The 11,924-nt window shown below is 69.9% G+C and carries 11 protein-coding genes; 7 read left to right on the top strand and 4 right to left on the bottom strand.

Going from position 1 to position 11,924, the window contains the following annotated elements:
- Positions 1-9 precede the first annotated feature (9 nt).
- Positions 10-1,422, bottom strand: a complete 1,413-nt coding sequence (locus WMF46_RS17235) for a hypothetical protein (RefSeq protein ID WP_437986600.1) — start codon at positions 1,420-1,422, stop codon at positions 10-12.
- Between the two features lie 233 nt (positions 1,423-1,655).
- Between WMF46_RS17235 and WMF46_RS17230 the strand changes: the two genes are divergently transcribed.
- The 3 genes from WMF46_RS17230 (at position 1,656) to WMF46_RS17220 (ending at position 4,175) form a co-directional block, all read left to right on the top strand.
- Positions 1,656-2,429: an MBL fold metallo-hydrolase gene (locus WMF46_RS17230; protein WP_437986599.1), complete on the top strand. Its 774-nt coding sequence runs from the start codon at positions 1,656-1,658 to the stop codon at positions 2,427-2,429.
- Positions 2,430-2,542: 113 nt separating this feature from the next.
- Complete coding sequence (locus tag WMF46_RS17225; protein ID WP_437986598.1) at positions 2,543-3,151, top strand: TetR family transcriptional regulator C-terminal domain-containing protein; 609 nt, start codon at positions 2,543-2,545, stop codon at positions 3,149-3,151.
- 31 nt (positions 3,152-3,182) lie between these two features.
- Positions 3,183-4,175, top strand: coding sequence for an alpha/beta fold hydrolase (locus WMF46_RS17220; RefSeq protein ID WP_437986597.1), 993 nt, complete (start codon positions 3,183-3,185; stop codon positions 4,173-4,175).
- A gap of 137 nt (positions 4,176-4,312) precedes the next feature.
- Here WMF46_RS17220 and WMF46_RS17215 read toward each other — a convergent pair whose 3' ends face one another.
- Positions 4,313-5,800, bottom strand: coding sequence for a PLP-dependent aminotransferase family protein (locus tag WMF46_RS17215; RefSeq protein ID WP_437986596.1), 1,488 nt, complete (start codon positions 5,798-5,800; stop codon positions 4,313-4,315).
- 64 nt (positions 5,801-5,864) lie between these two features.
- Here WMF46_RS17215 and WMF46_RS17210 point away from each other — a divergent pair, with 64 nt between their 5' ends.
- The 4 genes from WMF46_RS17210 (at position 5,865) to WMF46_RS17195 (ending at position 9,414) form a co-directional block, all read left to right on the top strand.
- Complete coding sequence (locus WMF46_RS17210; RefSeq protein WP_437986595.1) at positions 5,865-6,362, top strand: cupin domain-containing protein; 498 nt, start codon at positions 5,865-5,867, stop codon at positions 6,360-6,362.
- On the top strand, positions 6,359-7,252 hold the full coding sequence (locus WMF46_RS17205; RefSeq protein ID WP_437986594.1) for a dihydrodipicolinate synthase family protein: 894 nt from the start codon (positions 6,359-6,361) through the stop codon (positions 7,250-7,252). The genes WMF46_RS17210 and WMF46_RS17205 overlap by 4 nt, the downstream gene beginning before the upstream one ends.
- Before the next feature lie 213 nt (positions 7,253-7,465).
- Positions 7,466-8,371: an MbnP family protein gene (locus tag WMF46_RS17200; protein ID WP_437986593.1), complete on the top strand. Its 906-nt coding sequence runs from the start codon at positions 7,466-7,468 to the stop codon at positions 8,369-8,371.
- Positions 8,368-9,414 carry a cytochrome-c peroxidase gene (locus WMF46_RS17195; RefSeq protein WP_437986592.1) on the top strand — a complete coding sequence of 349 codons (1,047 nt, stop codon included), beginning with the start codon at positions 8,368-8,370 and terminating at the stop codon, positions 9,412-9,414. Before WMF46_RS17200 ends, WMF46_RS17195 begins: the two co-directional genes overlap by 4 nt.
- Before the next feature lie 182 nt (positions 9,415-9,596).
- On the opposite strand, the gene WMF46_RS17190 is transcribed toward WMF46_RS17195, so the two are convergent.
- Together WMF46_RS17190 and WMF46_RS17185 are read right to left on the bottom strand one after the other, a co-directional pair.
- The gene (locus tag WMF46_RS17190) at positions 9,597-10,559 is read right to left on the bottom strand and encodes a hypothetical protein (RefSeq protein ID WP_437986591.1); all 963 of its coding nucleotides are present in this window, start codon (positions 10,557-10,559) and stop codon (positions 9,597-9,599) included.
- Between the two features lie 20 nt (positions 10,560-10,579).
- Complete coding sequence (locus WMF46_RS17185) at positions 10,580-11,671, bottom strand: hypothetical protein (RefSeq protein WP_437986590.1); 1,092 nt, start codon at positions 11,669-11,671, stop codon at positions 10,580-10,582.
- Positions 11,672-11,924 lie beyond the last annotated feature (253 nt).

Raw genomic sequence — 11,924 nt, 5'->3', positions numbered from 1 at the left:
GTGGAGAGGTTACTCGCGCGCGGCGCTCGCCGTCGCTCCGGCTGCGATGCGGGCGAGCAGGGGCTGGCCGTACGCGGGCTCGCCGAGCATCGTGAGCGCGCGGCGGAGGCGCGGCTCGGCGAAGCGCCCGAGATCGTCGAAGTGGCGCTCGGCGTCGCCGGCGAGGGAAGGATCTGCGAGCCGCCGCGCCGCGCCGACGTCCGCTGCCTCGAGCTCGGGCGAGAGCACCTCGACGCGGAGCATCATGACGCGCACGACATCGGCAGGCGTGGGAATGATGTCGATCGGGATCGAGGCGTCGGTCCACGCCTCCGGAGCGAGGTAGAGCACCCGGACGCCGGGCGTCCGGAACCACTGGCGCTTCCAGGTGTTCACCATGGCGACGGCCTCGTCGTGGTACAGACCGGTCGCGTCGAGGGTGTCGATCATGCTCGCGCCGAGCGACTCGACGAACTCGTCGAGCGGCGGAGCTCCGTCGAGCGAGGGGGCGCGCTCGACGAGCGTGCCGCCCGTGGCGATGCCCTGGGGGTGCGCGACGAACGCCCCCGTCGAGGCGCCGACGTTGAGGACGAAGACGGCGCCGATCGCCTCGTCGAGGGTATTCTCGGCGGAGATCTCCCCGCCGGTGCCGGCCGTCACGCGGACGGGCAGGTCGAAGTTGCCGAGCCCTCGATAGAACAGGAAGCGCTCGTGCTGGGGCGCCTCCATCGCGCCGGGCACGCCTGCGATGCGGAGCGGGTTGGCGCCGACCTGGCGCGCGTGCGCCCACGTGAACCGATCGAGCGGCGCCTCGGGCAGGGGGACATCGCTGTCGCGCCCGAGGACCTCGATGTTGCTCCACTGGAGGTACCCGCGCGCGTTCGGGCCGTACGCCTCCGCGCACGTCTGCGAGCTGAAGGGGAAGTCGGGGTCGAACGCCGGGTCCGCGTACGTCGTCACGCCAGCAACGCTGCCGGGCGCGATGATGGGCGGGTAAAACTCGCGGACGGCGGGGTACCACTGCGTGAAGATCCCTTTGGGGAACCCTATCTGGACATGCGCGTCGAGCGGCTCCTCGGCGTAGAAGTAAGTGACCGGCGTCTCCATCTTCACGTTGACGCTCGTCGAGATCGAGCCATCGAGCGTGCCGGCTCCGAGCCGGTCATAGACGAAGGCGGGGAGGTCCTCCTCTTCGTGGTGCAGCCCCGGTTGAAGCGAGCCGTCGGAGCCGACGACCACGGTGTCGGTGCCCCATTCGTGGACGATGAAGCCCTTGCCGGGGTACGCGAGATCCGGCGCCGAAGGCACGGCGGGCGTGGCCTGCTGGCCGGGGCGGACGCCCTCGTGAGGCGCTGGCCCGGCCGGATCGGCCGGGGCGTCGCCGGTCGAGCTGCCGCCGTCGGCCGTTCCGGCGCACGCGGCGAGCAGGGTAGCGAGGAGCATGGGAAGCATGAGGCGGTGGGATGTCGGTTCGGTTACCATGGTAAGGTCTCCTGCCAGCCCCTGAAGCAGCTCTCGGGCCATCGCGCCAAGTAATTGAATTTCAATGGATTTCGCGCATCGCACCGGGGCGGTTACCAGGGGACGTGGTAACCGGGACGACGGGGTGACCAGGAGCTGGTAACCGTGGACGATCGGCCGAGCGAGGAGTCAGGCGGGCGGTTGAAGTGAAACGCATGGCCACTTTGCCGATCGCCGACCGCTGGTTCGAGATCACGCGCGTCAGCGATGACATCACGCTGCTGATCGAGCCGCACGTGGTGCCGCTGATGCGCTGCAACATCTGGCATGTGCGCGGTCGCGATCGCGACCTGATGATCGACACGGGGTTGGGCATCGTCAGCCTGCGGGAGGCCATGAAGCACCTGATCGACAAACCGGTGACGGCGGTCGCGACCCACACCCACGCCGATCATGTGGGCAGCCACCATGACTTCGAGCACACCTTGGTGCACGAACTCGAGGCGGAGAACCTGCGCTCACCGACCGACCGCGGCACCTTGCTGGCCTCGGTGATGGGCGCCGCGAAGATCCGCAAGCTGGGCGACGCTGGCTATCCGATCGAGGGCGATGTGATCACCGCCCTGCCCTACGCGGAGTACGACATGGCAAGCTACGCCCTGCATGGCGCGCCGGTCACGGAGGTCGTCGCCGAAGGCGACGTCGTGGATCTCGGCGACCGTCACTTCGAGGTGCTGCACCTGCCCGGTCACTCGCCGGGCAGCATCGGTCTGTGGGAGGCGGCGACCGGAACCTTGTTCTCGGGCGATGCGATCTATGACGGGCCGCTGCTGGATGAGATCGAGGGCGCAGACATTCCCGCCTACGTCCGCACCATGAAGCGGTTGCGGGAGCTCCCAGTGCAGATCGTGCATGCAGGCCACGACCCCAGCTTCGGCCGGGCACGGCTGATCGAGCTGGTCGATGCCTACCTGGCGAAGCGCGCCTAGCGTGCGCCGGCAATGCAGGCGATCGTCGAGGAGGGTCGGCTGCCCTGTCGGCCCTACCTGGGTCGGCTGCCCCGTCGCTTGACAAAATAGAACGGTCGTTCTATCAAGTCGAGGTGGCGAAAGGTGAAGATACCCGGCAGGCCATCCTGGCCGAGGCGCTGGCGCTGGCGAGCGAGGTCGGGCTCTCGGGCGTGACCGTCGGCGCCCTGGCGGAGCGCGTGAAGATGTCGAAGAGCGGCCTCTTCGCGCACTTCAGCTCCAAGGAGAACCTGGACGTCGCCATCCTCGAAGAGGCCAAGCGCCGCTTCGTCGACCTCGTGGTCGCGCCCGCGCTGCGCGAGCCGCGCGGTGAGCCGCGCGTGCGCGCGCTCATCGATCGATGGTTCGTCTGGACAGAGCAGGACTTCATGCCAGGCGGCTGCGTCTTCCATGCAGCCGCGGCCGAGCTGGACGACAAGCCCGGTCCGGCGCGCGACGCGCTCGTCGCGTCGCAGAAAGACTGGCTGGCCACGCTCGCGACCGCCGCGCGCATCGCCGTCGAAGAGGGCCACTTCCGCTCGGACCTCGACCTCGGGCAGTTCGCCTTCGAGGTCTATGCCATCGCGTCCGGCTCCCACGCGCTCAGCCGCTTGATGCGCGAAGAGGCGTCGGAGCGCCGGGCCCGCACCGCCTTCGAGAGGCTCGTGGCCGACGCCCGGCGTTCGCCCCGCCGCTCTGCCTGATCCGTCTCGCAATCCCCCGAGGAGGTCCCCCATGCAGGAAGCCAATCAGGTCCATTCGTCGCCCAATAATAGAACGATCGTTCGTACTGATCCGCGGCAGGTCCTCCTGCGCGGTGGGCTCCGGTTCGGGTTCAAGCTCCTCAACAAGGCCGCGCCGGATCTGGCCTCCCTGGCGGCCGAACGGCTGTTCCGCTCTCCGCGCCGGCACGCGCGCCCGGCCTGGGAGGAGGAGATCCTCGCCGGCGCGGCGCGCTTCTCGCTGCCGTGGGGCGCGGAGGCGCTGCCCGCGTGGTCGTGGGGGGACGGGCCGACCGTGCTGCTCGTGCACGGCTGGGAGGGGCGTGGGAGCCAGCTCGGCGCGTTCGTGAGGCCGCTCGTGGACCTGGGCTTTCGCGTCGTGACGTTCGACGCGCCGGGGCACGGCGATGGGCCGAGCCGGTCGGCCACGCTCGTGGAGCTGGCCCGCGCGGTCACCGTCGCGATGGACGAGGTCGGGCCCGTCCACGCCATCGTCGCGCACTCGCTCGGGAGCGCCGCGACGACGTATGCCCTGTCCCGCGCGGCGTCCGTCCGGCGCGCGGGCGCTCCGGCGCCGAGGCTCGTGTTCATCGCGCCGCCGAACAGCGCGGTCCGCTACACCCAGCATTTCGCGAAGCTCCTCGGCATCGACGAGGCCGTCCGGCGCCGCATGGTCGCCCGCCTCGAGGCGCGCTACGGCGTGCCGCTCGCGGACCTCGACGCGCTCTCTGCGGCCCCGCGGATGAACGCGCCGCTGTTCGTCGTGCACGACCGCGACGATCGCGAGGTGTCGTTCGAGGCAGGCGCGGCGCTCGCCGATCGCTGGCCGGGCGCGCGGCTCATGTCGACCCGCGGCCTCGGCCACAGGCGCGTCCTGCGCGCGCCGGAGGTGATCGCCGAGGTGGTCGAGGTCGTGACCGGCACCCCGTGGCCGGTCCGGACAGGGCTCGAGACGTGCGAGCTGGAGCGCGAGCTGTTCGAGCGCGACCGCCGGCGCGTGGTGTGACGCGGTCACTGACGACGAGCGGGTGGGAATGATCCAGCCGGCTCGTCCTATCCTCCCGAGCCCTCAATAGAACAGGAAGTGCTCGTGCTGGGGCGCCTCCGGAAGGCGAACACGACGCACGACGCGGAGAACGCTGTTCATCGGCGCCTCGATCGGGCGTCGGACATCAGGCACGCCTCCAGCGTATCGCAGATCCTCGATAGCTCTTCGCTCGTGTGCGCCGCGAAGCCGAAGCGAAATGCGGGCACCGCCCCGGCCGCGACATGAACGGACCCCGGGGTGAGGGCCAGGCCGCGTGCGTGCGCGCGCTGGACGAGCTCCTCCGAGGTCAGGTTGCGCAAGCGCATCCAGAGCGCCAATCCCCCGCCGGGCGGGTCGCACTCGATCGCGGAACGCAAGGGCGACCTCGACGCGAGCTGCTCCAGCAGGTGATCACGACGCTGCCGGTAGAGCTGCCGGGCGCGCCGCGCGTGACGCTGGATCTCGCCGTCCTCGATGAGCTCGGCCACGGCGCGCTCGAGGGCGACATCTCCCTGACGATCGAGCAGCTCACGGACCGCCCTCAAGCGCGCGACAACGGACCTGTCCGCGATGATGTACCCGAGCCGCAGGGCCGGAGCGATGAGCTTCGAGAGCGAGGCCACGTAGATGCAGCGCGACGAGAGGTCCTTGGTCGCGGCGAGGGGGAGCAGCGGCGCGCCCTCGAAGTGGTACTCGTAGTCGTAGTCGTCCTCGACGATGTAGAGACGAAACGACTCGCAGATTCGTCGCAGGTGCATCCGACGCTCGGCCGACATGGCGACGGTCGTGGGGTATTGATGGTGAGGCGTCACGTACACGGCCTTGAGGCGCCCCTTGAGCTTCCTGGCGTGCGCCTCCAGCTCCTCCGTTCGAAGGCCGTGGGCATCGACCGGCACATGAACGACGTCGGCCCGGGCGAGCTGGAACGCGCGCCAGGCAGGCGTGTATCCAGGGTGCTCGACGGCGACGACATCCCCAGGCTCCAGCATCGCCAGCGCGAACAGGCTCAGCGCGCCCTGGCTGCCGCGCGTCAGCACGACCTCCTCCGAGGAGCACGACAACCCGCGTGCGTGATTGACGAAGCCCGCAAGGACCTCCCTGAGCACGGGATCGCCCGCGGCATCTCCGTAGCCGAGGCCCGTCCGCGCCAGCGCTCGGAGAGCGCGCCGCTGCGCGCGCGCGAGCTCGTCCACGGGCGCGATCCGGGCGTCCGGGATCCCGTCGTTCACCGCGATCATGGCGCCGTGGCGCTTGGCGAGGACCGTATCGACCGAGCGGCGGCCCTCGGCATCCGCGACGGCGAGCGTCGGAAGGTTGAGCGCGACGCGGGTGCCGCGCGCGGGCAGCGCCTCGAGCCACCCCTGGGCCACCAGCTCGTCGACGGCGGCGACGACGACCTTCCGGTTCACGTTGAGCTGCGCCGCGAGCGTCCGGCTGCCCGGGAGCGTTGAACCCGGCAGCAGCCGCCCGCGCTGGATCTCTTGAACGATCGCCCTGCTCAGCTGGGTCTGCCGAGGCACGGACGCGCCGTCGTCGAGCACCAGGTCGAAGCGCCAGGGCCGACCAGCTGGACCCGTCGAGATGTTCGTTCTGGAGCCTGTCATGGGTCCAGCTTCGCGCTATCCACTCTCCTGCGCAAGACGCCTTTTGCGCTGACAGGGAGCCGACATGAGCGAACAATTCCATTCAGCAGACTTCGACAAGACGCCGCCGCGGCCTCGCGTGGTGATGCCAGAGAGGCTCGCGCATCCCGCGGTCGAGTCCGCCGGGCTTCACGGCAAGTACTCGAGGGCGAGGAAGCATCCTGTCTTCTTCGTGGACCTCCCGTCCCACGCGATCAGCGTGACCCTGGGATGGCTCGATCCGGGGCAATCCTCGAACCGGCATCGGCACACGTACGAGACCATCCTCTACGTCCTGGAGGGAGAGGGCTACTCGTACGTGGGCGGGAGGCGTGTCGACTGGAAGCAGGGGGACGCGATCTACGTCCCTGTCTGGGCCTGGCACAACCACGTCAACACCGGAAAGGGTCGGGCCCGCTACCTCGCCTGCGAGAACGCGCCGATGCTGCAGAACATGGGAGGTGTCGCGCTCCGCGAAGAGGTGCCCGATCGGGGAGATCAGCTCTTCGACTGGGATCACGAGGCGGAAGGAGGCGTGCGATGACATCCTCTCTCCGTGGCATCATCGCCTACCCCATCACGCCGTTCACGGAGGCTGGACGCGTCGACGAACAGCTCCTCGGCCGCATCGTCGACGACATGCTCGCCGCGGGGGTCCATGCGATCGCCCCGCTGGGCAGCACCGGGGTGTTGCCGTACCTCTCGGACGCGGAGCGCGAGGCCGTCACCGACATCGTCGTGAGGCGCGTGGCGGGCCGGGTCCCGACGCTGGTCGGCGTCTCGAGCCTCACCACGGAGCGGACGGTGCACCACGCGAGGTACGCGGAGAGGGCCGGCGCCGCCGCGGTGATGATCCTCCCGATGAGCTACTGGAAGCTCTCGGACAGGGAGATCGTGGCGCACTTCGAGGCCGTCGCGAAGGCCATCTCCCTCCCCATCGCCGTGTACAACAACCCGGCGACGGGCGGCCTCGACCTGAGCCCGGACGTGATCGCACGGTTGCTGCAGATCCCGAACGTCACGATGGTCAAGGAGAGCACCGGGGACGTGAACCGGATGCACCGCCTCGTGCAGCTCTGCGGCGACCAGGTTGCCTTCTACAACGGAAGCAATCCGCTCGCGCTCGCCGCCTTCGTGGCCGGGGCTCGCGGCTGGTGCACGGCTGCCCCGCACATCATCCCTCGCCTCACCGTCGAGCTCTATGACGCGGTGACCCGTGGTGATCTCGACGCCGCTCGGCGCTCTTTCTATCGCCAGCTGCCGTTCCTTCAGTTCATCGTCGCGCATGGCCTGCCGCGGGCCATCTCGGCGGCCCTCGAGCTGATGGGCACACGGGTCGGGCCGCTCCGGGCCCCGCTGCAGCCCCTCGAGAAGGCGCGGGTGGAGGAGCTCCGACGGATCCTGGTCGACCTCGCCGTACTGCCATCCGCATGAGCCGTCCGGAGTCTTTGCTACCGCTCGTCACGCCATCGCTCGCGCCTTGATCGCGTCTCGCCCAGCAAGATCTCGGCGATGCGTCATCTGTTCCGGTGGGGTGCCTCCTCGCGTACACTCGATCCCACGATGAAATCTCCTGGCTTGTTCCGGTGGATCGGGTTGCTGTTGGTCGCCGCGACCGCTTGCGGCACGTCTCCGAATCAGCAGCAAGTGACGTCCGGGACCGGCGGGGCGGGCGGCAGCCAGCCCGACGGGTCCGGTGGAGCGGGCGGCCAGGCCGGCGCGGGCGGCACGGGCGGCGCGGGTGGCGCCGGCGGCCAGGCCGAGGCCACCTGGCCGACCGGTTGCGCAGAGCAGCCGGCGTCCATCAGGACCGAGGGCGCCATCGTCGAGCTCGCGTTCGAGCTCGTCCTCGGCGGCGAGCCGTTCGTGTTCGGCGAGCCGAACGTCGCGCCGGACGGCAGCACGGTCACGCCGCTCAACGTTCGCTTCTACGTCTCGCACGCGGCGCTGATCGGGGCGGACGGCAATCTCGTGCCCGTCGATATCGTCGGCCCGGACGGCGCCGCCACCCCTTACGGGGTCCACTTCTTCAACGCCGAGGACCCGGGCTCGGCCACGCTCCGGCTGCGCGCTCCGGACGGCAGCTATGAAGGCGTCAGCTTCGTCTGGGGCTTGCACAAGGCCTGCAGCACCTCTCGGCCCGAAGCGAACGTCGCGCCTCTGTCGGAAGCCTCCCAGATGACGTGGCCGCACAGCGGTTACCTCTTCCTGCGCTACGAGGGCAGCGTGGCTCCGCCGGCCGAGGGTGAGGGTGGTTCCGATGATCCGGACGGAGAGACGGCCGCGGTTCCGCCGGCGGTCCACATGGGAGGCAACCTGGCCGAGGATCTCGCCCCCAGGGTCGAGGTACGAGGCGCGCTGTCCGTGCCCGCGAGCGGCTCGACGGGCAAGGTCGTCCGGGTCGTCATGGACGAGGTCTTCGGGGGCGCCACGGCGGACATCGACTTGACCGGGTTCGTCGCTCCGCCCGGGCCCGTGGGAGACGAGCTCCTCGCGGGTGAGCGCCTGCGGCGCGGCCTCCCCGACCTGACGGTGTTCACCTTCGGTCCGTGACGCCGGGCTCCAACCGTGGTGGGGCCATCGGCCTCACGGCGCTGCTCCTTGCGGGCGGATGCGGCGACGACGGTCCGACGGCCCCTGGACCTCTGCCGCCGCTCGTCACGGACGCCATCCCCGCCGGGTTTCCGGCGCGCACCGCGGCGGCCAGAGCGCCGGCCGACAACGCGCTCACCGAGGCGAGGGCCCAGCTCGGCAAGAGGCTCTTCTTCGACAAGCGCCTCTCTCGCACCGGCGAGGTAGCGTGCGGGAGCTGCCACCGCCAGGAGTACGCCTTCGCCGATCCGGACCCCGTCTCCCGGGGGGTCGACGGCCGTCTGGGACAGCGGAACGCGCCCGCGCTGGTGAACCTGGCCTGGGGCGAGAGCTTCTTCTGGGATGGCCGCGCGGCCACCCTGGAAGAGCAGGTGGGGAAGCCCATCGAGAACCCCGACGAGATGGATCTACCGCTCGCCGAGGCCGTCGCTCGTGTCGCCGGCGATGACGTCTACGTGAAGGCGTTCAAGGATGCCTATGGCGGGCCTCCCGGGGAGGAGTCCTTGCGCCATGCCCTGGCCAGCTTCGTCCGTTCGATCGTCAGCGCCGACAGCCCTTACGACCGGCACAAGCGCGGGGACGACACGACCTTTGGAGACGCCGAGCGCCGCGGCGAGGCGCTGTTCCTGAGCGAGCCGGCTGGCTGCTTCCATTGCCACCCGTCCGGAATGCTCACCAACGAAGGCTTCTTCAACAACGGCACCTACCTCGACGGCGGCGACGTCGGGCGCCAAGTGATCACCGGGCGCACGGGAGACCTTGGCAAATTCAAGGTGCCCGGTTTGCGGAACATCGCGGCGAGCGCCCCCTATATGCACGACGGATCGCTGGCGACGCTGGAGGAGGTTGGCGACCATTACGATCGCGGCGGGCTGGGCCATTTCTCCACCGATCCGCAGATCGAGGAGCTGGGGCTCTCTCCGGACGAGAAGGCCGATCTGGTGGCGTTCCTGCGGTCGCTGACCGATCCCGCTTTCCTCGACGATCCGCGGTACCGTCCGTGAGCGGCAATCCAGGGACGTGGCGTCATGTCCCCGGATGCCGTGTGTTCCGCCTGGTGGTGAACCTGCGAAGTCCGCGGGAGTCGACCGGAGTCATGGAACAGGTTTGGAATAGGTCTTTGGCCGGGTGGGACGAGTGGGAGGGTTGCGCCGTTCCAGTGGGCGAGGCCGGCTCGCCGCGGTCCCTATCCCCAGGGGGCCAGCACCGCCTTGCGGAGCGTGAGCGCACGGGCGAGCTCGTGATCGAGGCCCTCTCGCCGCAGCTCCGCGATGATGCCGGAGAGCTCGCGGACGGCGAGGTTCGCGTGCTCCTCCTGGAGCGCCCCCAGGAAGGCGCCGACATTGCGGAGCAACCCGTAATCCTCCCACACGGCAAGCTCGAGCAGGTCGCGCAGGATCCCGTCGAGCCCGGCATGATCGCGGGCGAGCGCGAGGTACGCGCGCTCGCTCGCCGCGAACACCTCGCTCATGTCGGCGAGGGAGTCGTCGATCCGATCCATCATCTCGATGATCACGGTCATCGCCGCTCGATGTAGCGCGAGGCGCTCCAGATCCGAGGCTGCCATCGCTCCGAGGAGGTCGACCTGACTCTCGAGGAGGTGCGCGACCAGATCCGTGGCGCGGTGATCGTAGTACGCGTCGTCACCGACGACGCGGCGGAGCTCGGGCTCGAAGCGCGCGGGCGACACCGGGAAGCGCGGCCAGTTCCCCCGGAGCGCGTGCGCCTCGATCCGCCGGCGAGGGGTGTTGCGCATGGCGTCCGTGCGGCGGTTCGGACCGTCATGCCAGACCCGCCTCCAGGCTTTCTTCAGCAGCCACCCGCTCGCTCGCTCTTCCGCATCGAGGACCTCTTCCGGAGTCCGCGCGAGGCGTGCGAGCCGGCCACGCAGGTCGACCACCTGCGCGAGCATCGCCTCGGCGGCCTCGCTGCTGACGCGTCGACTCGCCGCGCGCGCACGGAACTCACGCGCGATCGCATCGAGACCGCGCGGCTCCGCCAGCGCGAGCCGCAGGAGCCACCGGTCCCAGTGGGCGAAGGCGACGCCGTCGATCTCGCGCCATGTCTCCGGGCCGTAGCGCACGCCGTCGTCGAGCGGACGCTCCGCTGGCTGCGGCAGGCGCCTCGCTCGGCCATCGTCTTTTTTCACCTTCGCCTCGGCTCGTTCTCTCACTTCCAGCGGTCGAAGAAGCCTCGGCGCCGCGACTGTCGCTTCCGCATCGCCTTGAACCTCTCCGCGAACCCCGCGCTCGTGCCGTCGCGGGCGGCAAGGTCGCGAAGGTCGATCGCCAGCTTCAGCGCCTCGTCGTAGGCGCTCTTCGCGACCAGGGCCTCCAGCTCGCTCCAGGCTGCGTCGAGCCGCTTGGCCAGCGCGTCGAGCTGCTTCGTCCGGGCGGCCTCTGCGGCCTTGCGCGACCGCTCGGCGCGGAGCGCCTCGGCGCGCTCTCTCTTCTCGCGATGCTCCTCGGCCGCGGCACGCAGCTCCGCGACGGTTCGTGGAACCCTGGTTGGTTTCGCCTTCACCCGAGCACGGAACGCGCGGCGCAGCTCGGCGCCGAGCGCGAGCTCCGGCTCGTCCACCGCGTGCCGTAGCCACTGATCCTTGGTACGCGCGGGGAGCGCGCCGACCCACGCACGGAGCGCGTCGGTATCCTCCGGCTCTGCGCCGCTCGGCTCCGCCGCGGCCGCCAGGAGATCGCCGTCGAGGCGGAGGAAGCCGACCATCGCCTCGAGCGGCGCGGAGAGCTCGCGGAGCCCCGGCGGCAGCGGCGGCTCCGTTTCGTCGTCCTCGACATCGTCTGCCTCGACGGCGAGGAGCCAGGCGAGGTACGCGGCGCGCAGATCTCCGCCCAGGAGCTCGCTCCGCACGGGTGCCAGCGACGCGAGCGACACGCCGCTCGCGAAGTCGTCCTCGGGCTCCTCGGTGTCGCTCACCAGCTCGATCACGACGTGCTCGCCGGCCTTCGTCATGCGCGCGGCGCCGCCGGGGAAGTACGGGTGGAGCTGCTTCTCGTCGGCGCGCGCCGCCGGGAGCCGGAACATCAACCGCCGCGTACCCCAGTTGGCGAAGTAGACGTGCGCGTCGAAGTAGCGCTCGAGGAGCCTCGCCGGGTCGGCCTTGAGGTTACCCCACTGGTACTCGTTCCAGAAGCGCGTGGGCGTGATGTCGGCGCGCGTCGAGATGTCCCTGAGCTCCGCCATCTGCTTGGGCGTGAGGGGACGATCGAGCGCGACGAACTCGTAGCACTGGTACTCGCTCATGTGTGCCAGGTCGTCTCAGCGAGGAGAGTCTCGATGTTGTGCGGCGTCAGGAGCACGATCGAGCGCTCCAGGACGCCGAGCACGACGTCGTGCTCACGAGCCGGAAAGAGGCCGTGGACCGGATGCAATCCAGCACGTCGCTGCCCGGCCAACTCGGGAAGAGCTGGTCGTGCGTACCTGTGCGGAGGTCGTGAGCAACCTGGGTTTCGATGTTCGTTCATGAAGCCGTTTCACGCCACTCCTACCCCACAGG

The sequence above is a fragment of the Sorangium sp. So ce117 genome, from assembly GCF_051524395.1.
Classification (GTDB): domain Bacteria; phylum Myxococcota_A; class Polyangia; order Polyangiales; family Polyangiaceae; genus Sorangium; species Sorangium cellulosum_B.
The sequence above is the reverse complement of the archived record's forward strand: the minus strand, read 5'-3'. Positions and strand labels throughout refer to the sequence as shown.